Source organism: Methylobacterium sp. Gmos3 (assembly GCF_056430985.1).
Genome location: NZ_JBWJYL010000001.1, coordinates 652515 through 674634 on the forward strand (window position 1 = coordinate 652515; position 22120 = coordinate 674634).

A 22120-nucleotide genomic window follows, 5' to 3' on the forward strand; every position below is an offset into this window, starting at 1 on the left:
CCCACCTCCACCTCATCCTGAGGTGCTGCGAAGCAGCCTCGAAGGAGGCGTCCAGGGATCGCTGAGCGGGCTGGAGCCCTCCTTCGAGGCCCGCAGGCGCGGGCACCTCAGGATGAGGCGAAGGGTGGGAGGAGACCTCCGAAGGCCCGCCGACGGCTCAATCGCCGACGTCACTTCATGCACTCGTCCTCCGCCTTGGTGAAGGCGGCGGGCTTGGGCTCGTGCTCGGGGGGCCGGTTGCGGCCGACCGCGCCTTCGGCCCGGGCGCGAAGGTAGGTGTAGATGCCGGGCATGTAGCACATGACGTTCCGGTTATCGCCGAAGGCCGGCATGACCAGCTCCTGCGAGGCGTTCACGTCCTTCTTGCCGCCGACGATGATGCCCGCGAAATGCGCGTAGTCCATGCCCTTCAGGGCATCGACCAGGGACGGCGCGTAGGTCGAGCCCATGCCGTCCGGCCCGTGGCAGACGATGCAGTTGGCGTTGTACCGGAGGTAGCCGGACATCGTGTACCAATCGACCTTCTTGCCGCCATCGGTGACGTGGTAGGTCGGGTCGCCGTTCTTGTCGGTGTATTGCCCGTCCTGGACCTTGGCCGGCTGGGTCGAACCGAGGCTCTTGAGATCCGCCCCGCCGGACGGGTCCGCCGGGGTCGCCGCCAGGGCGGGCAGGGCGCCCGCCAGCAGGCACACAAGGCCGATGCAGCCGATGCCGCGCATTCCGTTCCTCCCGTTCTCGACACTGGCCTTGAGGCGCAGCGTCGTGACAACAGGCAAGTACGGAAGGAATTCCGCGGCCGGCCGATCAAGTTGTCGTGCGTGAACCACCCAGGAAGACTTGGTGCTCCGCGATCAACTCCCCCGACAGCGCCTTGGCGATCAGCGCCCGCGTCTCCTCGACGCCGTAGAGGGCGACGAAGGAGCCGAAGCGCGGGCCGCGCGCCTCGCCGAACAGCACGTTGTACAAGGTCGTGAACCACGCCTGCGACACGCCGGGGCGCCCGTCCGGGCTCTTGGCCTTGCCCGACAGGTCGGGGAAGTGCCGCCGGCCGACCTCGTACACCGCCGCCTGAAGGGCTTCCGGGTCGGTGGAGCCAAGATGCTCGGCGAGCACGGCGTGCAGGTCCTCCAACGCCGCCCGCTCCTCGGGCGTCGGCTCGCGGTAGGTCTTGGCCGGACGGACGAAATCGGAAAAGTACTTGAGGGCGTGGCCGACCAGCCGGTCGAGGCCCGGATGGGTCTGCGGCCCGACGCCCGGCGCGTAGCGGCGGATGAAGCCCCACAGCACCGCCGGATCCTCGGTGTTGGCCACCGCCGCAAGGTTGAGGAGCATGGCGAAGGTCAGGCTCGCGCCCTCGACCTTTTCCGGCTCCGGCGGTTCGCCAGCATGGAGATGCCAGACCGGGTTGCCGAGGCGATTCTTCGGATCCTGCCCGGCATAGCGGTCGAGGAAGCCGATATACTCGTCGACGTGGCGCGGGATCACGTCGAAGAACAGGCGCTTGGCCTCGCGCGGCTTGGTGTACATGAACAGCGCCAGCGAATCCGGCGTGCCGTACTTCAGCCACTCGTCGATGGTCAGGCCGTTGCCCTTCGACTTCGAGATCTTCTGGCCCTTCTCGTCGAGGAACAGCTCGTAGTTGAACCCCTCCGGCGGCTCGCCGCCGAGCGCCTTGGCGATCTTGCCCGAGAGCTTCACCGAATCGATCAGGTCCTTGCCGGCCATCTCGTAATCGACGCCGAGCGCCACCCAGCGCATCGCCCAGTCGGGCTTCCATTGGAGCTTGGCATGCCCGCCGGTGACGGGCGTCTCGTAGCCTTCGCCCGTGGCGGGGTCGCGCCACACGATGGTGCCCTTGTCGGCGTGCACCTCGTCGATCGGCACCTGCATCACGTGGCCGGTGACGGGGTGAAGCGGCAGGAACGGCGAATAGCTCGCCGAGCGCTCGGCCCGCAGCGACGGGAGCATGATCTCCATCACCGCGTCGTAGCGCTCCAGCACCCGCAGGAGCGTCGCGTCGAACAGGCCGGCGCGGTAGCACTCGGTGGCCGAGCGGAACTCGTACGCGAAGCCGAAGGCGTCGAGGAAGCGGCGGAGTTCGGCGTTGTTGTGCGCGCCGAAGCTGTCATGGGTGCCGAACGGGTCGGGCACCTTGGTCAGCGGCTGGTTGAGGTGGGCGGCGAGCAATTCGCGGTTCGGCACGTTGTCCGGCACCTTGCGCAGGCCGTCCATGTCGTCCGAGAAGGCGATCAGCCGGGTCGGAACGCTGTCGCGGGTCAGCACCCGGAAGGCGTGGCGCACCATGGAGGTGCGGGCCACCTCGCCGAAGGTGCCGATATGCGGCAGGCCCGAGGGGCCGTAGCCGGTCTCGAACAGCACCTCGTTCTTGCCCAGTTTCTCCAGCCGGGCGACGAGCTTGCGCGCCTCCTCGAAGGGCCACGCGGCGGCGGTGGCGGCGGCCTCGATCAGGCCGGGGTCGAGGGTGAGGGCGGGCGGGGCGGCGGCCATGATGTCCGGGGTTCGGGAGCGTTCGGAAACCGATCCCATACCGGGAATCGGGCCGCGGCGGAACGCCTGCGGGCGCGGATCGCCCGTGCCCCCATTGCCAGAGCGGAGAATACGCCTACGTCAGGCCCGGCCAGAGAAAGCCCCCGCGGCCTGAGCCGCGCTGACACAAACGGACGGAGACTGCCCGAATGTCCATCCTCAACCGCCGCACCCTCGCGATCGCGGCCCTCGCCTTCACCGCCGCCGCCCCGGCCCACGCGATCGACCTCGAACGCTCGGCCACCATCGCGGCGCCTCCGGCCAAGGTCTGGCAGACGATCGGCGACTTCTGCGGCATCGGCAACTGGCACCCGGCCGTCGAGAAGTGCACCCCCTCCGAGATGGACGGCAAGAAGGTCCGCCTGCTGAACCTCAAGGGTGGCGGCACCATCAAGGAGGAGCAGGTCTCCCGCGACGACAAGGTGATGAGCTACACCTACACCATCCTGGAGAGCCCGCTGCCGGTGTCCGACTACAAGTCGACGCTCTCGGTGGCCCCGGACGGCCAGGGCTCCAAGGTGACGTGGAGCGGCACCTTCAACGCCAAGGGCGCCCCGGATTCCGTGGCCAAGGACGCGGTCCAGGGCATCTACGATTCCGGCCTGAAGGCGCTCGCCGACAAGTCCAAGTAGTCGCCGAAGAGGGGCGTGGTCCTGGATTGACCCACGGCCACGCTCGGCTCAAAACCCTCCGGTTCGCCGGAGGGTCCCGGCGCGAAGGAAAGACCGCCGTGGCCGCGTCCCGTCTCTGCCTCGTCCTCGTCGCCGTCGCCGCCCTCGGGGCCTGCCAGTCGCAGTCGAAGGTGCGTGAGCCCGTCGTGCCCGTGGGTGGCCCGCCCGCGCCGCCGGTGCTCCCCACCGGCACGGGCTGCGGCCCGGAGATCGCCCGCACCCGGGCGATCGTGGACAGCGACCTCGCCACGGGCAATCTCGAGAAGCCGGTCGGGGACCGCTTCCATGCCGACCTCGACCGTGCCACGGCGGCCTGCGCGGCCGGCCGCGAGGGCGAGGCGCGCGGCCTGCTGGCCTCCGCCAAGTCGCGCTACGGCTACCGGTAGGCCCGGCTCACACCACGAACAGCAGGTTCAGGCCCGCGCGCCTGAACCCCTCCTCGGCGATCTTCAGATCGAGCCCGTAGGAGGCGATGTCGTCGGCGACCGGATCGAGATCCGGCGTCCGGTGCTGGTGCAAGTGCTTCAGATAGCTGTGGCAGGCGGTGCAGGTCTCGACCTGCACGTCCTTCGCCACCTCGTCGAGCCCGTAATAGCTCACGCCCTCGCCGTCGCCGCAGGCGGTGCAGCGGATGCGGACGTGGTTCCACAGGGTGCCGCAGAGGGAGCAGCTGAGGTAGCGGGCCTTGTCGGCCGGCGTCCAGGACACGACGACGCTCGCCGTCGGCGCGCCGCCGCAGCAGGGGCAGACGCCGTCCGCCACCGGCTTCAGCGCCTTGGCGTCGAGCCGGGCCGCCCGGCGGGCGAGGCAGACCTGCAACGCCGCCGAGACGAACAGGCACTCGGCCACCCGCTCGACGGGGATCGCGCCCTCGAAGACCTGCACCGCGAGGTCGAGGCGGTCTTCCCTGGAGGCCGCGCGCAGGCTGTCGCGCGCCGCGCGGACCTGGTCCGGCGCGGCGGAGAGGTCCAGGGCGTCGAGCAGGCCGTCCAGGCAGGCGTGGAAGCTCGGATCGGCCTCGATGACGTGGCGGGAGAGGGGGGGCATGCCGTGCTCGACGCGCAGGGCCCGCCCGGCCTCGTCGGGATCGGTCACGTCCCAGCCGGCCGCCGCGCGCTCGGCCTCGACCACAGCTTGTGCGCGGGCGATCTCGGCCACGAGGCGCAGATAGGCTTCGAGCGTATGGCCGGGGGCCAGGGCCAGCAGGCGCTCGGCACGGGCCTTGAACAACGATCCCGGCTCCGGCAGGCGCACGAAGGGCACCGAGCCGGAGATGCCGATCTTGTCGGGATCGGGCTTGATTGCGTCGAAGGACGTCTTTGCGACGGGGGCAGGCTCGGCGTCATCCTTCGCCGAGCCGCGTTTGAAGAACCGAACCACGGCTGACGTGTCCTCTGCGTCTCGTTCTACTCTACCGTCATTGCGAGCAACGCGAAGCAATCCAGGGCGACGCGACCTCGGGGGACGTGGCGCTTCCCTGGATTGCTTCGCTTCGCTCGCAATGACGGCGAGGGAGAGGGTCCTACGACCCCCGCTTGTCGACCGGGCCCTTGCGGACGTTGCCGCCCGCGAGCTGGCGGAACCACTTGCGGTGGTGCCGGTAGGCCCAGCCGCCGGTGACGGTGCCGCGCACCATCGCCCGGCCGGTGCCGCGCACCCAGATGCCGGCATAGATATGCACGACGATGATGGCGATGGCGATGACCGCCGCCAGCGAGTGGGCGAGCAGCGCCCAGCGCTGGGTCTCGATGGTGGTCAGCCCGCCGAAATAGGTGTTCCAGATCGCGAGGCCCGAGACGAGCATCACGGCGATCAGGCCGGTCTGGCCCCAGAACACCATCTTCTGCCCGGCATTGTACTTGCCGAGTTCGGGCAGGCGATCCTCGCGGTTGGTCACGACGTCGCCGATCTTCTTGGTCCACTCGACATCGTCCTTGTTGGGGATGTTGAGCTTCCAGAAGCGGATGAACAGGAACACGAAGCTCACCGCCAGGGCCACGCCGAACCACGGATGGATCGCCCGCGTCGCCTGTCCGCCGCCGAACAGGCCGGTCAGCGAGAACAGGTAGGGCGAGAACATCGCCAGCCCGGACAGAGCCAGCAGGGTGAACAGGATCGCGGTGATCCAGTGGTTCACCCGCTGCAGGCCGGTATAGCGCGGCACGTAGATGACCTCCGGCGCGCCCCCCTTGTCCTGGTGGAGCGGACGGGTCTCGCCGTCGCGGATGTCGGTGTGGATCGTCATCGGCCTTCACTCGAATGACTCCCTCCCCCCTCTGCGGGGGAGGGTGGCCCCTGCCTCGGCAGGGGTCGGGAGAGGGGAGCAACGGCGCAGGACGACGCTGCGGACGTCATGCCTGCTCAAGCGCTATTCGGAGACCGGGTTCCCCTCTCCCGACCCCCTCCGGGGGCCACCCTCCCCCGCAGAGGGGGGAGGGAGACCGCCGCGGTTCAGTGCGGCCGTGCCTCGCCGCCGTCCTGACGGCGCTTCGACCCGGCCATCTCGACCGCCTCTTCCTCTTCCTCGGGCGCGACCTCGTTCGGCCCCGCCGTGACGTAGTGGAAGAAGCCGGCCACCGCCGCGAAGCCCATCGCCGCCAGACCGAACACCTTGGCGCCCCCCTTCCAGAAGGCGACGAGGGGCGAGATCTTCGGATCGTTCGGCAGGCCCGCGTAGAGGCTCGGCTGGTCGTTGTGGTGCAGCACGTACATCACGTGCGTGCCCCCGACGCCCGCCGGGTCGTACAGGCCGGCATGCTCGAACCCGCGCGACTTGAGGTCGTCGATGCGGGAATTCGCCTGCTCGATCATCGCCTGCTTGGTGCCGAACATGATCGAGCCGGTCGGGCAGGCCTTGGCGCAGGCCGGAGCCTGACCCACCGCCACCCGGTCCGAACACAGGGTGCACTTGTACGCCTTGTGGTCGGTCTGGCTGATGCGCGGGATGTTGAAGGGGCAGCCCTTCACGCAATAGCCGCAGCCGATGCAGTTCTCCTCGATGAAGTCCACGATGCCGTTGGAGTACTGCACGATGGCGCCCGGGGACGGGCATGCCTTGAGGCAGCCCGGCTCCGTGCAATGCATGCAGCCGTCCTTGCGGATCAGCCATTCGAGGTGGTTGGTCTGAGGATTCTCGTATTCCTCGAACCGCATCAGGGTCCAGGTCTTGGCCGTGAGGTCGTGCGGGTTCTGGTAGGTGCCCGTGTTGACGCCCACGTCGTCGCGGAGGTCGTTCCACTCCTCACAGGCCGATTGGCAGGCCTTGCAGCCGATGCACTTCGACACGTCGATGAGCTTGGCGACCTCCACCTGACGGCGGATCTCCGGCGGCGTCTCCGTGGAGGCGGAGCGCTGGCGGATGTCGAGGGAGCTGTAGTCAGCCATGATGCCTGCTCCCCCTTACGCGACCGCATCCGAGGGCGGAGTGGTCGGCTCGATGTTCACGAGCCAGGCCTTGAACTCCGGCGTCTCGGTGTTGGCATCGCCGACGACAGGCGTCAGCGAGTTCGGGTGCCATCCCTTCTTGGTGTGGCCCATGAAGCCCCAGTGCTGCGGGATGCCGACGACATGGACGGGCTTGCCGTCGCAGATCAGCGGCTTGATCCGCTTGGTCACCACGGCCTTGGCCTTCAGCGAGCCGCGCTTCGACCAGACGCGGACCCATCCGCCCTTGGCGATGCCCTTCTCCTTGGCCAATTCCTCCGAGATCTCCACGAAGGCCTCCGGCTGGAGGATCGCGTTGATCCGGGCGTGCTTGGTCCAGCCGTGGAAGTGCTCGGTCAGGCGGTAGCTCGTCGCCGCGTAGGGGAACTCCTTCGCGTCACCGAGATCGGCCAGATCGTCCTTGAAGATGCGGGCCGCCGGGGCGCCCTTGATCTTCGGGAAGGCGACGTTCTGCACCGGGGACTCGAAGGGCTCGTAATGCGTCGGGAACGGCCCGTCGCGCATGAGACCCCGGGTCCACAGGCGGGCGACACCCTCCTGGTTCAGGATGAACGGGCCGACGCCCTTATCGGGGGCGACGGTCACGCCGTAGTCCGGCACGTCGAAGCCGATCCACTGCTTGCCGTTCCACTCGATGAGCTTCTTCTTCTCCGACCACGGCTTGCCCTCGGGGTCGCAGGAGGCGCGGTTGTAGAGCACCCGCCGGTTGGCGGGCCACGCGAAGGCCCAGTTCGGAGCGATGCCCTTGTCGCCGGGATCGGTGTTGTCCCGGCGGGCCATCATGTTGCCCTTCTCGGTGTAGCAGCCGGAATAGATCCAGCAGCCACAGGCCGTCGTGCCGTCGTCCTTGAGCTGGGCGAAGCCGTCCACCTGCCGCCCGGCCGGGAGCGGAGCCCCGTTCAGGTCGGTGGTCGGGGCCACCGTGTAGCCGTTGAGCTCGCGGGCGAGCTCGGTCGGCGTCGGCGCGTCCGCGACGGCGTAGTTCCAGGTCAGGTTGACGATCGGGTCGGGGAAGGCGCCCCCGTCCTTCTCGTACAGCGCCTTCATGCGGAGATGGATCTCCGCCATGATGTCGATGTCCGACCGGCACTCGCCGGGCGCTTCCTGCGCCTGCCAGTGCCATTGCAGCCAGCGCGACGAGTTGGAGAGGGAGCCCTCCTCCTCGACGAACAGGGTGGTCGGCAGCTCGAACACCTCGGTCTGGATCTGGGTCGGATCCACGGGATTGTACTCGCCGTGGTTCTCCCAGAACCGGGCCGTCTCGGTCTTGAGCGGATCCATCACCACGATGAACTTCATCTTGGAGAAGGCTTCCGTCATCTTGGCGCGGTTCGGGAACGACAGCAGGGGGTTGAAGCCCTGGATGACGTAGCCGGTCATCTTGCCCTGCTTGGCGAGCTCGAACCCACGCAGCACGTCGTAGGTCGGCACGTCGAGCTTAGGCAGGTAATCGTAGGCCCAGTCGTTCTCCTTGGCCGCCTTGTCGCCCCACATCGCCTTCTGGAACGAGACGAAGAACTTGTTGTAGTTCTGCCAGTAGCTCGTCTGACCCGGACGCAGCGGCTTGAACTGCCGCTTGGCGATGTAGCTCGCGTAGTCGGGCTCCTTCTCCACGGGGATGTTGAGATAGCCGGGGATGAGGTTGCTCATCAGCCCGATATCGGTCAGCCCCTGGATGTTGGAGTGGCCGCGCAGGGCGTTCATGCCGCCGCCGAGCATCCCGATGTTCCCGAGCAGCGTCTGCACGATGCACATCGAGCGGATGTTCTGCGAGCCCTTCGAGTGGTGCGTCCAGCCGAGCGCGTAGAGCGAGGTCATGACCCGCTCCGGCGACGAGGTGGTCGCGATCATCTCGCAGACCTTCAGGAAGGTCTCCTTGGGCGAGCCGCAGATCGTCTCGACCATCTCCGGGGTGTAGAGCGCGACGTGCTTCTTCAGGAGCTGCATCACGCAGCGCGGATGCTGCATCGTCTCGTCCACCACGGCGTAGCCGTCGGGGCCGATCTCGTAGTCCCAGGTGGTCTTGTCGTAATCCCGCTTGTCGGCGTCGTAGCCGGCGAACAGGCCCTCGCTGAAGTCGTAGCCCTCACGCACGACGTAGCCGGCGTTGGTGAACGCCGAGACGTAGCGGTGCTGGATCTTGTCGTTGTCGAGCAGGTACTTGGCCACGCCCGACAGGAACGCGATGTCCGTCCCCTGCCGGATCGGGCAGTAGAGATCGGCCACCGACGCCGTGCGGGTGAAGCGCGGGTCCACGACGATCAGCTTGGCGTTGTTATGCGCCTTCGCCTCGACGACCCACTTGAAGCCGCAGGGGTGAGCTTCGGCGGCATTGCCGCCCATCACGGTGATGACGTCCGCGTGCTTGATGTCCATCCAAAGGTTGGTCATCGCACCGCGTCCGAAGGAGGGCGCCAAACTGGCGACCGACGGACCGTGTCAAACTCTGGCCTGGTTGTCGAAGACCAGGGCCCCCATGCTGCGGACCACCTTGTAGGTGAGCCACGCCGTCTCGTTGGTGGTGGCCGAGGCCCCGAGGAAGCCCGTCGTGGTCCAGCGGTTGACCGTGAGGTCGCCGTTCTTGGCCACGAAGTTCCGGTCCCGGTCCTCCTTGAGGAGGGTGGCGATCCGGTCGAGGGCGTGGTCCCAGGAGACGCGCTTGAACTCGGACGAGCCCGGCGCCCGGTACAGCGGGTACTTGGTGCGGGTCTCGGCATGGACGAAGTCCAGCAGCGCCGAACCCTTCGGGCACAGGGTGCCGCGGTTGACCGGATGGTCCGGATCGCCCTCGATATGCATCACCGAGGAGCGGGCGTTCTTCGACCGGTCGCCCAGGCTGTACAGGATGACGCCACAGGCCACCGAGCAATAGGGGCAGGTATTCCGCGTCTCGCGCATCTGCGCGAGCTTGAAGGGCCGCACCGCGGCGGCCATGGCGGGTTCCAACCCGCCGAAGCCGAGGGCCCCGAGGGACCCTCCTGCAAGACCGGCGCCGACACCCTTCAACAGGCCGCGCCGGGAGACCTGGACCGTCATGTCCGCTCCCACGTGAAAACTGGTATAATTCGAACCTGTCCCAGAGAATGGCGCGCAAGGCAAGTGCGGTCAGCTGACACGCATTGCCCTTTTGTCTTGGCGCGCCGCCACGATTTTCATCTCACCTTAATCCATTGCCCTCACGAGGGTTTTACTGCTTGGCCGGAGCGGCCGGATTGTTGCCCGAGGGCGACGGAACCCGGTTCGGAAGCGGGGCCTGCGGGTCGGTCGCCGAGGTGCCGGTCGGCGTGGCGCCGGGCACCGGCCGGTCCTTGTTCTCCGCAGTGCTCTTGCCGCCGGGGTTCGGCGCGTCCTTGGCGGCGGATTCCTCGCGCGGCACCGGGGCCTGGCTCCAGCCGTCCTGGGCGCTGCGGGATTTGTCGCCCATGGCGTCCACGCCCTTGATCTCGCCCGGCTTGGTCTGGGCGAGGGCGGGGGAGGCGGCGAGCAGAAGGATGGCGAGGGCAGCGGACAGACGCGGCACGGGGATCTCCAGGGTGTCTCGGTCGTTCCGGGGAACGTCACCCCGCCCGGCCAGTTCCGGCGCGGCTCGCCGCAGCCGGCGGCGGCGCTCGGTGAGACCTCGTTAACCAAGCGGTGCCATCCTTCGCCAACCTGCCCCGAGGACTCGCCCGAGTTCTCCCGCGCGAGATCCGCCGCCATGTCCAAGACGCAAGCCGAGCGGCCGACTCATAAGGTCGAACCCGCCCAGGCGATGGAGGCGGCCGACGCGCCGCCCCTGAGCCCGAACGTCCGCCGGCATCTCGGGCAGACCCTGCGCGGCCATTATGCCGATTCCCTCTCCGCCCCCGTGGACGAACGCCTGGAATCCCTGCTGGCGCAGCTCGACAAGCCGGCCGGCTGAGGGACCCGCATTCCCCGTTTCCCTGTGCGGCAACGCACATGAGGTCGTTCTTTCTTTCAAACCGCTCGTCGCGAGACTTTTCATCTGGGTTCGGTGGCGGCCGGAGAAGATGGTCTTCCCACCCCCCGGCTTCCGAGCGCGTTTCCTCCTTCCAGACCACTCGCCCGCCGTGGTCCGCCTCGGCGCGCCCGGCAGTCACCCTTGACTTCGTTCGTTAGAAAGAACGAACTCTCCCCCGTTTCCCGGATTGTGGTCCGGGCTCGGCGGGAGGATCGGATGCGGACGGTGTGGCTTTCGACGACGCGGGCAGGCTCTCGGGCCGGACTCCGCCGGGCCGGCTGCCTCGCCCTGCTCGGCGCCCTGGCCCTGGGCGTCACCGCCCCTGCGGCGCGGGCGCAGACCGCCTTGCTGAACGTGTCCTACGACCCGACCCGCGAGCTCTACCGCGAGATCAATGAGGCCTTCGCCAAGAGCTGGAAGGCCAAGACCGGCGAGGACGTGACGGTGCGCGCCTCCCATGGCGGCTCGGGCGCCCAGGCGCGGACGGTGATCGACGGGGTCGATGCCGACGTGGTGACGCTCGGCATCCCCTCCGACATCGACGCCATCGCCCGGCTGACGAAGAAGATTCCCGCCGACTGGCGCGGCAAGCTGCCGAACGAGTCGCTGCCCTACACCTCGACGGTGGTGTTCCTCGTCCGCAAGGGCAACCCGAAGGGCGTGAAGGACTGGCCGGACCTCGCCAAGCCCGACGTGAAAGTCATCACCCCGAACCCGAAGACCTCGGCGGGCGGGCGCTGGAACTTCCTCGCCGCCTGGGGCTACGCCTACGGCCAGGACAAGGACGCGGCCAAGGCCGAGGCCTTCGTCGGCCAACTCTACAAGAACGTGCCGGTCCTCGACACCGGGGCGCGGGGCTCCACCGTGACCTTCGCCCAGCGCAAGCTCGGCGACGTGCTGCCCACCTGGGAGAACGAGGCCTACCTCGTCCTGCAGGAATTCGGCGCCGACAATTTCGACATCGTGGTCCCGCCGACCTCCATCTACGCGGAGCCGCCGGTGGCGCTGGTGTCCGGCAACGCCGACCGGAAGGGCACGGCCAAGACCGCTCAAGCCTATCTCGACTACCTCTACACGGACGAGGCCCAGGCGATCTTCGCCAAGCACCATTACCGGCCGTTCAAGGCGCAAGCCGCCGCCGGCGCCGGCCTGCCCGACGTGAAGCTCTTCAGAATCGAGGATTACCAGGGCTCCTGGGACGATATCCAGGCGAAGAACTTCGATTCCGGCGGCCTGTTCGACCGCCTCAGCCGCGCCGGCCGCTAGAGGGTCCTTCGCGATGGCTTCGACCCTCGCCCCCGCCGATGCGGGGGCTTCCCCCCGTCCGGCGTGGCGCTTCCGCCGCCCGAGCGTGCTGCCGGGCTTCGGCCTGAGCTTCGGCTACACCCTGGCCTGCCTCGGCCTCGTGGTGCTGCTGCCGCTGGCGGCCCTCGTCGCGCGCGCCTCGGGGCTCGGCTTTTCCGGCATCTGGGACGTGGCGACCGACCCCCGCGTGGCGAGCGCCCTGAAGCTGAGCTTCGGCGTGTCCCTGCTCGCGGCCCTCGTGGCCTCGGTCTTCGGCTTCATCGTCGCCTGGGTGCTGACCCGCTACACGTTTCCCGGCCGCAAGATCGTCGACGCCGCCGTCGACCTGCCCTTCGCCCTGCCGACCGCCGTGGCGGGCATCGCGCTGGCCTCCCTCTACGCCCCGGATGGACTGATCGGCGCGCCGCTGGACCGTCTCGGCATCCAGGTCGCCTACACGCCGCTCGGCGTGTTCGTGGCCATGACCTTCGTCGGCCTGCCTTTCGCCGTGCGCACGGTGCAGCCGCTGATCGCCGAGATCGACAAGGAGATCGAGGAGGCCTCGGCCACCCTCGGCGCCACCCGCCGGGCGACGCTCCTGAAGGTGGTGCTGCCCCCGCTGATCCCGGCGGTGCTCACCGGCTTCGCCCTCGCCTTCGCCCGGGGGGTCGGGGAATACGGCTCGGTGATCTTCATCGCCGGCAACCTTCCTTACGTGTCGGAGATCGCCCCGCTGCTGATCGTCATCAAGCTGTCCGAGTTCGATTACGGCGGCGCGGCGGCCATCGCGACGATCATGCTCGGGATCTCGTTCCTGACCCTGCTCGCGATCAACCTGATCCAGGCGTGGAGCCGGAAGAGGTTCGGCTATGTCTGAGATCTTCTCGCCCGTCCGCCTCACCGAGGCCCGGCCCGCCCCCGTGGCGGGGGAGGGGGCGGGGGTGCGCGCGCTCCTCATCGGGGTCGCGATCACCTTCCTCGCCCTGTTCCTCGTGCTGCCGCTGGCGGCGGTGTTCGTGCAGGCGCTCAGCCACGGCGTCTCGGCCTATCTCGACGCCTTCCGCGAGCCCGACGCCCTCTCGGCCATCCGCCTGACCCTGACGGTGGCGGCCATCGCCGTGCCGTTCAATCTCGTCTTCGGGGTCGCCGCCTCCTGGGCGATCGCCAAGTTCGAGTTCCCCGGCAAGACGTTCCTGATCACGCTGATCGACCTGCCCTTCTCGGTCTCACCGGTCGTGTCGGGGCTGATCTACGTGCTGCTCTTCGGCAGTCAGGGCCTGTTCGGCGGCTGGCTGCAGGCGCACAACATCCAGATCCTGTTCGCCCTGCCAGGGATCGTGCTGGCGACGATCTTCGTCACCTTCCCCTTCGTCGCGCGGGAACTCATCCCGCTGATGCAGGAGCAGGGCTCGTCGGAGGAGGAGGCCGCGCTGACGCTCGGCGCCTCCGGCTTCCACGCCTTCCTCACCGTCACCCTGCCCAACATCCGCTGGGGGCTGCTCTACAGCGTCCTGCTCTGCAATGCCCGCGCGATGGGCGAGTTCGGCGCGGTCTCCGTCGTCTCCGGCCACATCCGGGGACTGACGAACACGATGCCGCTCCACGTGGAGATCCTCTACAATGAGTACAACTTCGTCGCCGCTTTCGCCGTCGCTTCGCTCCTCGCAGCCCTCGCCCTTGTCACACTCGTCGTCAAATCCGTCCTCGAATGGCGCTTCAGCGACGAGCTCGCCGCAGGCCGGAAGCACTGAGCGTCCGTCGACGGCGATCCGCGTCGAGGCGGTCACGAAGACCTTCGACACGGCCGCCGTCCTGCACGACCTCTCCCTCGACGTGAGGGCGGGGGAGTTGCTCGGCCTGCTCGGCCCCTCGGGCTCGGGCAAGACGACGCTGCTGCGGATCATCGCCGGGCTCGACGCGCCGGATCGCGGGCGCATCCTGTTCGGGGGCGACGACGCCACCGGCCTGCCGGTGCAGCAGCGGGCGGTGGGCTTCGTGTTCCAGCACTACGCCCTGTTCAAGCACATGAGCGTGGCCGACAACATCGCCTACGGCCTCAACGCGCGGCAGCGGGCCGACCGCCCGGCGCAGGCCGAGATCAAGCGCCGGGTGGGGGACCTCCTCGACCTGATCCGCCTCTCGGGCTTCGGCGACCGCTACCCGTCGCAGCTCTCCGGCGGCCAGCGCCAGCGCGTGGCCTTGGCGCGCGCGCTCGCCGTGGAGCCCCGCGTCCTCCTGCTCGACGAGCCCTTCGGGGCGCTCGACGCGCAAGTCCGCAAAGACCTGCGCCGCTGGCTGCGGGAGATCCACGACCGCACCGGCCAGACCACGATCTTCGTGACCCACGACCAGGACGAGGCGCTGGAACTCTCCGACCGGGTGGCGGTGCTCGACCGGGGCCGCCTGGAGCAGGTCGGCACGCCGGACGAGGTTCAGGAGAACCCGGTCTCGGCGACCGTGCTGAAGTTCCTCGGCGATTCCGTCGAGGTCGAGGCCATCGCCGAGGGCGGCCGGGTGAGCGTGCGCGGCCGGGAGACCCCCGTGAGCGCGCCCGCCGGAATCATCGGCCCGGTGAAGCTCCACGTGCGCCCGTGGCAGCTCCAGCTCGTGGAGCTGGAGGCGGCGCATCTCTCGGGCACGGTGCGCTCCTCCTACCGCAGCCAGGGCCGCCAGCGGATCGAGGTCGAGGAGGCCGGCGGCCAGATCCTCGCCGTCGAGGATTTCGACGGCGCCCGCTACGCCGCCGGGCATCCGGTGGGGTTGCGGATCAACGGCGGGTATGTGTTCGGGTGAAGCTCGCACACCCCCGCCATCATGGCGGGGAGGCGCATTCGTTCACACGCTCCCCCGTCATTGCGAGCGCCAGCGAAGCAATCCAGGGTGGCTCCACGCGATGGAATGTCCCGTTTCCCTGGATTGCTTCGCTCCGCTCGCAATGACGGGCGAGCATCGGGGCATGCGCATCATCGACGGATCGCAGTCGGCGCAGGAAGGCCAAGCGGTCCCGCACCCCAACCGGAGTCCCCGCCCGTGTCCCACGCCCACCCCGACATCCTCTCGGCCATCGGGAACACGCCGCTGATCCGCCTGCGCCGGGCCTCGGAGGAGACCGGGTGCGAGATCCTCGGCAAGGCCGAATTCCTCAATCCGGGCCTGTCGGTGAAGGACCGGGCGGCGCTCTCCATCGTGCGGGACGCCGAGGCGCGGGGGCTGATCCGGCCGGGCGGGACCATCGTGGAAGGCACCGCCGGCAATACCGGCATCGGCCTCGCCCTCGTGGCCGGAGTGCGGGGCTATCGGACGCTGATCGTCATCCCCGTCACCCAGTCGGAGGAGAAGAAGCAGACCCTGCGGCTCGCGGGCGCCCGCCTCGTCGAGGTGCCGGCCGTGCCCTTCGCCAACCCGAACAACTACGTCCACGTCGCCCGCCGCCTCGCCGAGGCCCTGGCCACGCGGGACGAGGCGGGCGCCTTCTTCGCCGACCAGTTCGACAACGTGGCGAACCGCAGGGCCCATATCGACGGCACCGGGCCGGAGATCTGGGAGCAGACCGGAGGCAAGGTCGACGGCTTCGTCTGCGCCGCCGGCACGGGCGGGACGCTGGCCGGGGTCGCGGAGGCCCTGCGCGCCCGCAATCCGGGGGTGAGGATCGCCCTATCGGACCCGGAGGGCTCGGCGCTCCATGCCGGCTACACCACCGGCACGTTCAAGGCCGAGGGCTCGTCCATCACCGAGGGGATCGGCCAGGGCCGGATCACCGGCAACCTCGAGGGCTTCACCCCCGACCTGTCGTTCCGCGTGCCCGACACGGAGGCGCTCGGCCTCGTCTTCGGGCTGATGCGAGAGGAGGAGCTGTCGCTCGGCGGCTCTTCGGGAATCAACGTCGCCGGGGCGATCCGCCTCGCCAAGGCGCTGGGGCCGGGCCACACCATCGTGACGATCCTGTGCGACGGGGCGGCACGCTACGCCTCGAAGCTGTTCAACCCGGCCTTCCTCGCCGAGCGCGGCCTGCCCGCGCCGGACTGGCTGGACGCCCCCGCGCCGCCCCTGCCGGACTGGCACGTGTGAGTCCGCGAGCCACATCCGCGAGCCGACTCACAAAAAACTGCGGATCCGCCTGAACAGAACGAATTGTCGCGGCGTTTGAACGGTCACGCTCGCCCCATGCGACCGCCCGGAGATCCGCTTCCATGTCCCTCGTCACCATTCTCCTCATCGTCCTGATCATTCTGGCCTTCGGCGGCGGCGGCTTCCTCGGCGGCGGCGCCTATCGCGGCCCGGGCTTCGGCCTCGGCGGCATCCTGCTGATCGTCCTGATCGTCCTGCTGGTCACCGGCCGGCTCTGACGCTTCGGCCTCACCGGCAGGTGAGGCCAACGATGGCGGGCGCCGCTCCGGCGGGGCCCGCCTCCCTGGCCCCGGACAGGGCGATGCCCTTCCCCGCCAGGAACGACGCGACCGCCGCCGCCGGCACGACCGGCAGGCTCATCGGCGGCGCCACCCCGGCCACGAGGCGCGGCGCGCCCGGATAGGCCGCGACCAGCCCCGCCAGACGCCCCCGTCCGTCGAAGACAGGCGCCCCCGCCGAGCCCGGCTGCAACGGCGCCGTGACCCGCCCCTCCGTCACCGTGCCCGGCACCGCCGACACGCCCTCCGCCCCCGCCGCGAGGGCGACGACCGGCCCGTCGGCAAGGCCCTCCGCCAGGGCGAGCGCCGCCGGCTTCGCGCCCGCGACCTCGACAAGGGCAAGGCCGGACGGAGCGCGGGCGATCACGCCCGGGCACCCCTCCGGCACCACGGCCAGCACCCGGCCCGGCGCGACCCCGAGGCCGGTCGCGACGATCCGCGTGGGCGCGGCGGCGGGTGGCGGGGTGGGGGCAGCGGCGAGGGGCTTGGCAGGGCTCACGGCGACGGGCGCCGCCGCCGCCGGGAACGGCTCGAAGGCGTTCGCCATGGCGATCACGAGGCGGCCGACCTCCCCCGCGCGGGCGCGGTCATAGCCGATCAGGAAGCCCCTGATCCCCTGTGGCCCGGCGGCGTAGCGGGTGTAGGACAGGCCGGTCGCCGTCTCGGCGGTGACGACGAAGAAGTCCGGCTTCTGCAGGCGGTAGGTCACCTTGCGGCCGTTCAGGGGCGCGTTCGCCCGCGCGAACAGGCCCTCCAGCGTTTCGGCCTCCGGCGGATAGGCGCGGGTCTCCAGCGTCACCGTCCCATCCGTGCTCTGCCAGCGGGTGCCGGAGGGGAGGGCGGTCCGCTTGGCGAGCAGGGCCTCGGGCACGCCGATGACGACGCCGCTTAGGGAATCGGCCTGGACGCGGAAGCGCGCGGCCTTGCGCGCTGCCTCGCCCGCCGCGCGCAGGCTCGTCCGGCCCTCGCCGCTCAGGGGATCGGCGAGGCGGGCGCGGGCGGCGAAGGCCTGTAGCGCCTCGAAGGTGCGCTTTCCGAACCCGCCGGAGACCACGCCGTTGAAGTCGCCGGTCCAGATCAGGGCGTCCTGCAGCGCCTTCCGCTCGGGCTCGGGCAGGGCCTCGAAGGCGATGCGGGCCGCGTCCAGAGCCGGGTCGGCGGGTTTCGCGGCAGGCGGCGGGGGCCGGGTCTGGGCCGAGGCGGGGCCGCCCGGCGCCAGCAGGGCCAGCGCCAGAATCCCAACAATCCGCCCGTATCCGATGGCGCTCACATCGGCCTCCCGAATCCCGCGGCGAGGGTGGCAGAGCGCCCGCGCCCGCGCCAGGGGTTACGGCCACGCTCGACAGGACTTGACGTCTGTCACCCCGCCGGACTTCCGCCCCGCTCTCGGCCGGCTAATTGCGCTGGCCAAACACGGCGCCGCGCGCCGGGCGCCGGTCGGCGCGCCGAGACCAAGGCGCGTGGCCGAGAGGGAGGCAGCCCGGTGGCGTTGAACCTGACGCAGAAGCTCGTCCAATCGCATCTCGTCGAGGGCGACCTCACCCCCGGCGGCGAGATCGCCCTCCGGATCGACCAGGCGCTGCTGCAGGACGTGCTCGGCGGCCTCGTGATGCTGGAACTGGAGGCGATGGGCGTGGAGCGCGTCGCGATCCCGCTCGCCGCCCAGTACATCGACCACAACCTCGTCCAGAACGACCACCTGAACGCCGACGAGCACCTGTTCCTGCGCTCGGCCTGCCGGAAGTTCGGCGTCTGGTACTCGCGGCCGGGCAACGGCATCAGCCACCCGGTCCACATGCAGAGCTTCGGCAAGCCGGGCCAGACCATGGTCGGCTCGGACAGCCACACCCCGGCGGCCGGGTCGCTGGGGATGCTCGCCTTCGGCGCGGGCGGCGTCGAGGTGGCCCTCGCCATGGCCGGCGAACCCCTGCGGCTGCGGATGCCGAAGGTCTGGGGCGTGAGGCTCACCGGCACGCTGCCCGACTGGGTGAGCGCCAAGGACGTGATCCTCACGCTCCTCGGCCGCCACGGGGTGGAGGGCGGGTTCGGCACGATCATCGAGTATCATGGGCCGGGGCTCGCGGGCCTGACGGCGATGGACCGGCACGTCATCGCCAACATGGGCGCCGAGATGGGCGCCACGACGAGCGTGTTCCCGGCGGACGAGGCGGTCAGGACCTTCCTCGAAGGCGTCGGCCGGGGAGGGGATTTTGCGGAGCTTTCAGCGGACGAAGGCTGCACCTACGACAAATCCGAAGAAATCGACCTCTCCACCCTCGTGCCGATGATCGCCAAGCCCTCGAGCCCCGGCAACGTCGTGCCGGTCTCGGAGGTGGCGGGCACCGAGATCTACCAGAGCTATATCGGCTCCTCGGCCAATCCGGGTTTTCGCGATTTCGCCGTCGCGGCGGCCATCGTGAAGGGCAAGCAGACCCACGACCGGGTCTCGTTCGACATCAACCCCTCGACGCGGGTGGTGCTGGAGACCCTGATCCGCGACGGGCAACTCTCGGACCTGATCCATGCCGGGGCGCGGGTGCATCAGGCGGGTTGCAACGGCTGCATCGGGATGGGGCAGGCCCCCGCCTCGGGGCGCAATTCGCTCCGCACCGTGCCGCGCAACTTCCCCGGCCGCTCCGGCACGCGGGAGGACAGCGTGTTCCTGTGCAGCCCCGAGACCGCCGCCGCCTCGGCGCTGACCGGCGTCATCACCGATCCGCGCACCCTGGACATGCCCTATCCCCGCATCGTCCCGCCCGCGATGGTGCCCGGCAACACGACGATGCTCGTCGGCCCGCTGCCGGAGGCCGAGGCCCGCACCGTCCGGCTGGAGAAATCCGAGAACATCACCACCCTGCCGGAACTGGGCAAGCTCGGCGCCGATATCCGCGTGCCGGTGATGCTCAAGACCGGCGACGACATCTCCACCGACGACATCATGCCGGCGGGCGCGCGGGTGATGCCCTACTGGTCGAACATCCCCAAGACCTCCGAGTTCACCTTCGAGCCCATCGACGACACCTACCCGAAGCGCGCGAAGCAGGGCGGGGCGGAGCGGGCCGGCCACGCCATCGTCGGCGGCCTGAATTACGGCCAGGGGTCGAGCCGCGAGAACGCGGCGCTCGCCCCGCGCTACCTCGGGCTGGAGGTGGTGCTGGCCAAGAGCTTCGCCCGCATCCATTGGCAGAACCTCGTCAATTTCGGCGTCCTGCCGCTTACCTTCGCCGACCCGGCCGATTACGACGGGCTGGAGATCGGCGACAGCGTGGAGATCGTGGGCGTGGCCGAGGCCCTGGCGGCGGGCCGGGAGATCACCGCCAGGGTGCGCGGCAAGGACACGATCCGGCTCACCCACGGCCTGTCGCCGCGACAGGTCGAGGTGCTGCTGGCGGGCGGGGTCATCAATTGGCTGCGCGCCCGCCTCGGCAAGGACAAGCCGGCCCGCACGGTCGCCTGACAACATCACCGGGAGACGACGATGAGTGCGGGCGACGCCCTGGCGCGCGACGACGCGAAGGCCCCCTGGCATGCGGGCCTGACCCCGCGCCCCTGGCGCATCCTCTGGGGCAGCTATCTCGGCTGGATCTTCGACGGCTACGAGGCGGTGGCCCTGGTCTATGCCCTGCGCCCGGCGCTCGGCACGATCCTGACGCCCGAACAGGCGCAGGCGCCGGCCTATTATGTCGGGCTCGCCATCGGCATCACCCTGCTCGGCTGGGGGCTGGGCGGCCTGCTCGGCGGCATCGCGGCCGACTATATCGGCCGCAAGCGGATGATGATGATCTCCATCCTCGGCTACGCGGTGTTCACGGGGCTCACCGCCTTCGCCGAGAGCTTCGTCCAGCTCGCCGCGCTCCGCTTCATCACGGGGCTCGCCATCGGCTCGGAATGGTCCACCGGCATCGCGCTGGTGGCCGAGACCTGGCCCAACCGGGCGCGGCCCAAGGGCTGCGGCTTCCTGCAATCGGGCTTCGGCGGCGGCGCGGTGCTGGCGGCCATCGTCTGGGCGGTGCTGGCGGCGACGAACCCGCTCGGCGACCAATCCTGGCGGATCATGTTCGCCCTGGGGGCGCTGCCGGCGTTCGTCTGCCTGTACCTGCGCCGGGCGCTCGACGAATCCGAGCAGTGGTTGCAGGCCCTGAAGGAGCAGCGCTGGGCGGCCACGTCCGATGGCGCCGCGCACGGGGCGAAGCCGGCGCAGCGACCCTTCACCCTGGCCGAGATCTTTCGCGAGAAGGAGAGCCGCCGCCGGGTGCTGCTCGCCACCGCGCTATCCTTCGCGACGACGGTGGGCTGGTGGGCGGTCTCGTCCTGGCTGCCGGCCTATACGGAGGGGCTCGCCAAGGCGGCCGGCGAACCGGCCAACGTCTGGGGCCCGCGCATGGGCATCGTCTACAATGTCGGCGCCATCAGCGCCTACGTCGTCTCGGGCTTCGTCGCGGACGCGATGGGGCGGCGGCCCTTCCTGATCCTGACCTATGTCGGCTGCATCGCCACGTCGCTCGCCTGCTACCTGTGGCACGGCGGGCTGATGCCGTTCCTGGCGCTGGCCTTCCTGAACGGCTTTTTCACGCTGGGCTTCGCCTTCTCGTGGATGGCGATCTACCTCGTGGAGCTGTTCACCCCGGCGGTGCGGGCGACGGCGGCGAGCGTCGTATTCAACGGGGCGCGGCTCGTCGCCTGGATCTTCCCGATCATCGCCGGGCAGATCGTCACCTCCTTCGGCGGCGTCGCGGGGGCGGCGCTCACGATGTCGAGCGTCTACGTCCTGGGGCTGATCGTGCCGTGGTTCATGCCCGAGACCACGGGCCAGCCCCTGCCGGAATAGGAGCCGTGCGGCCCTCCCCCCAACGGGGAGAGGGCGCGGGCGGCCTAGTCATCGTCGTCGTCCTCGTCCTGGTGCCGGCCCTTGAGCTTGGCGAAGACCGAATCCGCGTCGAGCCGCTCGTCCCGGCCGCCGCGGCGGTCGTCCTCGTCGGGCTCCGGCTCGCGCTGCGTCGAGACCTCGGTCGGCAGGAGCGAGGCGCCGCCCTCGGCCGCCAGCGCCGCCGGACGGTCGGCCGCCGCCTTCTGCACCTCGAAGTCGAGGTTGATCTGGGTAGTGAGGCCGAGCGTCACCGGATCGAGGGGCTGCAGCGAGCCCGAGTTCCAGTGGGTGCGCTCGCGGATCTGCTGGATCGTCGACTTCGTCGTGCCGACGAGGCGGATGATCTGCGCGTCCTTCAATTCGGGGTGGTTGCGCAGCAGCCAGAGGATGGCGTTCGGCCGGTCCTGGCGGCGGGAGAGGGGCGTGTAGCGCGGCCCCTTGGTGGTGCGCTTGACCTCGGGCAGCTTCACCTTCGAGACGGCGGGCTTGAGCTTGTAATGCGGCGCCTTCTGCGCCTTCTCGATCTCGTCGCGGGTGAGCTGGCCGGTGGTGATCGGGTCGAGACCCTTGATCCCCGCCGCGACCTCGCCATCCGCGATGCCCTTCACCTCGAGGGGGTGGAGCTTGCAGAAATCGGCGATCTGCTCGAACGCGAGCGACGTGTTCTCGACCAGCCAGACGGCGGTCGCCTTGGGCATCAGCGGACCCTGGGACATCTCTACACGCGGCTCCGACATGGCGGAACGGGCCGAACCGGGCATCGGTTCGTGGGCTCCGGGGGACATCCCGGAGACGACCCGTCTCACGCTAAAAAAAGGGGGATGCCGCCATTATAGGCGCCCCCTCGAAGGGGCGCAATCGCCTGGAGGGCTGTCGAGCCGTCGAGCCGGCGTCCCAAGTAAGGATTCTAATCCGTTCACTCTATCCTTACGCCAATACA

The 22120-nt window shown here is 69.5% G+C and carries 20 protein-coding genes; 11 read left to right on the top strand and 9 right to left on the bottom strand.

Annotation, left to right across the window (positions count from 1 at the left end; translation table 11 throughout):
- Positions 1-170: 170 nt before the first annotated feature.
- Positions 171-719 carry a c-type cytochrome, methanol metabolism-related gene (locus ACS5Q7_RS03155; RefSeq protein WP_243951967.1) on the bottom strand — a complete coding sequence of 183 codons (549 nt, stop codon included), beginning with the start codon at positions 717-719 and terminating at the stop codon, positions 171-173.
- Between the two features lie 85 nt (positions 720-804).
- Positions 805-2508, bottom strand: coding sequence for a lysine--tRNA ligase (locus ACS5Q7_RS03160; RefSeq protein WP_478337949.1), 1704 nt, complete (start codon positions 2506-2508; stop codon positions 805-807).
- 188 nt (positions 2509-2696) lie between these two features.
- Between ACS5Q7_RS03160 and ACS5Q7_RS03165 the strand changes: the two genes are divergently transcribed.
- Positions 2697-3179, top strand: a complete 483-nt coding sequence (locus ACS5Q7_RS03165; protein WP_478337950.1) for an SRPBCC family protein — start codon at positions 2697-2699, stop codon at positions 3177-3179.
- A 98-nt stretch (positions 3180-3277) separates the two neighbouring features.
- On the top strand, positions 3278-3604 hold the full coding sequence (locus tag ACS5Q7_RS03170; RefSeq protein ID WP_478337951.1) for a hypothetical protein: 327 nt from the start codon (positions 3278-3280) through the stop codon (positions 3602-3604).
- A 7-nt stretch (positions 3605-3611) separates the two neighbouring features.
- Here the strand turns inward: ACS5Q7_RS03170 and fdhE are convergent, their stop codons facing one another.
- The 5 genes from fdhE to ACS5Q7_RS03195 all read right to left on the bottom strand — a co-directional run bounded on the left by fdhE (position 3612) and on the right by ACS5Q7_RS03195 (position 10182).
- Positions 3612-4598: a formate dehydrogenase accessory protein FdhE gene (gene fdhE, locus ACS5Q7_RS03175; RefSeq protein ID WP_478337952.1), complete on the bottom strand. Its 987-nt coding sequence runs from the start codon at positions 4596-4598 to the stop codon at positions 3612-3614.
- A 142-nt stretch (positions 4599-4740) separates the two neighbouring features.
- Positions 4741-5463: a formate dehydrogenase subunit gamma gene (locus tag ACS5Q7_RS03180; protein ID WP_478337953.1), complete on the bottom strand. Its 723-nt coding sequence runs from the start codon at positions 5461-5463 to the stop codon at positions 4741-4743.
- A gap of 206 nt (positions 5464-5669) precedes the next feature.
- Positions 5670-6602 (bottom strand): formate dehydrogenase subunit beta, encoded by a 933-nt coding sequence (fdxH, locus tag ACS5Q7_RS03185; RefSeq protein WP_478337954.1) that lies wholly within the window; start codon positions 6600-6602, stop codon positions 5670-5672.
- 15 nt (positions 6603-6617) lie between these two features.
- A complete protein-coding gene (fdnG, locus tag ACS5Q7_RS03190) occupies positions 6618-9698 on the bottom strand; it encodes a formate dehydrogenase-N subunit alpha (RefSeq protein ID WP_478337955.1) in 3081 nt (1026 codons plus the stop codon).
- 151 nt (positions 9699-9849) lie between these two features.
- Positions 9850-10182, bottom strand: a complete 333-nt coding sequence (locus tag ACS5Q7_RS03195; RefSeq protein WP_478337956.1) for a hypothetical protein — start codon at positions 10180-10182, stop codon at positions 9850-9852.
- Positions 10183-10359: 177 nt separating this feature from the next.
- On the opposite strand from ACS5Q7_RS03195, the gene ACS5Q7_RS03200 reads away from it, so the two are divergent.
- The 7 genes from ACS5Q7_RS03200 (at position 10360) to ACS5Q7_RS03230 (ending at position 16253) form a co-directional block, all read left to right on the top strand.
- Positions 10360-10563, top strand: a complete 204-nt coding sequence (locus ACS5Q7_RS03200; protein WP_478337957.1) for a NepR family anti-sigma factor — start codon at positions 10360-10362, stop codon at positions 10561-10563.
- Between the two features lie 276 nt (positions 10564-10839).
- Complete coding sequence (locus ACS5Q7_RS03205; protein ID WP_478337958.1) at positions 10840-11889, top strand: sulfate ABC transporter substrate-binding protein; 1050 nt, start codon at positions 10840-10842, stop codon at positions 11887-11889.
- A gap of 13 nt (positions 11890-11902) precedes the next feature.
- Entirely contained in the window at positions 11903-12784 is an 882-nt protein-coding gene (gene cysT, locus ACS5Q7_RS03210; protein WP_243951957.1) for a sulfate ABC transporter permease subunit CysT, read from the top strand.
- Positions 12777-13658, top strand: a complete 882-nt coding sequence (gene cysW / locus ACS5Q7_RS03215) for a sulfate ABC transporter permease subunit CysW (protein WP_478337959.1) — start codon at positions 12777-12779, stop codon at positions 13656-13658. The genes cysT and cysW overlap by 8 nt, the downstream gene beginning before the upstream one ends.
- Positions 13659-13674: 16 nt before the next feature.
- Positions 13675-14700, top strand: coding sequence for a sulfate/molybdate ABC transporter ATP-binding protein (locus tag ACS5Q7_RS03220; protein ID WP_478338023.1), 1026 nt, complete (start codon positions 13675-13677; stop codon positions 14698-14700).
- 237 nt (positions 14701-14937) lie between these two features.
- On the top strand, positions 14938-15975 hold the full coding sequence (locus tag ACS5Q7_RS03225) for a cysteine synthase A (RefSeq protein WP_478337960.1): 1038 nt from the start codon (positions 14938-14940) through the stop codon (positions 15973-15975).
- Positions 15976-16097: 122 nt separating this feature from the next.
- Complete coding sequence (locus ACS5Q7_RS03230) at positions 16098-16253, top strand: DUF3309 domain-containing protein (RefSeq protein ID WP_243927093.1); 156 nt, start codon at positions 16098-16100, stop codon at positions 16251-16253.
- Positions 16254-16263: 10 nt separating this feature from the next.
- Here the strand turns inward: ACS5Q7_RS03230 and ACS5Q7_RS03235 are convergent, their stop codons facing one another.
- Positions 16264-17583, bottom strand: coding sequence for a serine protease (locus tag ACS5Q7_RS03235; RefSeq protein WP_478337961.1), 1320 nt, complete (start codon positions 17581-17583; stop codon positions 16264-16266).
- A 213-nt stretch (positions 17584-17796) separates the two neighbouring features.
- On the opposite strand from ACS5Q7_RS03235, the gene ACS5Q7_RS03240 reads away from it, so the two are divergent.
- Both ACS5Q7_RS03240 and ACS5Q7_RS03245 read left to right on the top strand, forming a co-directional pair.
- Positions 17797-19770, top strand: a complete 1974-nt coding sequence (locus tag ACS5Q7_RS03240; RefSeq protein ID WP_478337962.1) for an aconitate hydratase — start codon at positions 17797-17799, stop codon at positions 19768-19770.
- 21 nt (positions 19771-19791) lie between these two features.
- On the top strand, positions 19792-21141 hold the full coding sequence (locus tag ACS5Q7_RS03245) for an MFS transporter (RefSeq protein ID WP_478337963.1): 1350 nt from the start codon (positions 19792-19794) through the stop codon (positions 21139-21141).
- A gap of 44 nt (positions 21142-21185) precedes the next feature.
- Here the strand turns inward: ACS5Q7_RS03245 and ACS5Q7_RS03250 are convergent, their stop codons facing one another.
- Positions 21186-21896 (bottom strand): DUF1013 domain-containing protein, encoded by a 711-nt coding sequence (locus tag ACS5Q7_RS03250; protein WP_478337964.1) that lies wholly within the window; start codon positions 21894-21896, stop codon positions 21186-21188.
- Positions 21897-22120: the final 224 nt, after the last annotated feature.

Bases quoted from the DNA above. Each gene is read 5' to 3' on its own strand.
- ACS5Q7_RS03155 (WP_243951967.1), bottom strand. From the start codon at position 719: ATGCGCGGCATCGGCTGCATCGGCCTTGTGTGCCTGCTGGCGGGCGCC.
- ACS5Q7_RS03160 (WP_478337949.1), bottom strand. From the start codon at position 2,508: ATGGCCGCCGCCCCGCCCGCCCTCACCCTCGACCCCGGCCTGATCGAG.
- ACS5Q7_RS03165 (WP_478337950.1), top strand. From the start codon at position 2,697: ATGTCCATCCTCAACCGCCGCACCCTCGCGATCGCGGCCCTCGCCTTC.
- ACS5Q7_RS03180 (WP_478337953.1), bottom strand. From the start codon at position 5,463: ATGACGATCCACACCGACATCCGCGACGGCGAGACCCGTCCGCTCCAC.
- fdxH (WP_478337954.1), bottom strand. From the start codon at position 6,602: ATGGCTGACTACAGCTCCCTCGACATCCGCCAGCGCTCCGCCTCCACG.
- ACS5Q7_RS03200 (WP_478337957.1), top strand. From the start codon at position 10,360: ATGTCCAAGACGCAAGCCGAGCGGCCGACTCATAAGGTCGAACCCGCC.
- ACS5Q7_RS03205 (WP_478337958.1), top strand. From the start codon at position 10,840: ATGCGGACGGTGTGGCTTTCGACGACGCGGGCAGGCTCTCGGGCCGGA.
- cysT (WP_243951957.1), top strand. From the start codon at position 11,903: ATGGCTTCGACCCTCGCCCCCGCCGATGCGGGGGCTTCCCCCCGTCCG.
- cysW (WP_478337959.1), top strand. From the start codon at position 12,777: ATGTCTGAGATCTTCTCGCCCGTCCGCCTCACCGAGGCCCGGCCCGCC.
- ACS5Q7_RS03230 (WP_243927093.1), top strand. From the start codon at position 16,098: ATGTCCCTCGTCACCATTCTCCTCATCGTCCTGATCATTCTGGCCTTC.
- ACS5Q7_RS03245 (WP_478337963.1), top strand. From the start codon at position 19,792: ATGAGTGCGGGCGACGCCCTGGCGCGCGACGACGCGAAGGCCCCCTGG.
- ACS5Q7_RS03250 (WP_478337964.1), bottom strand. From the start codon at position 21,896: ATGTCCCAGGGTCCGCTGATGCCCAAGGCGACCGCCGTCTGGCTGGTC.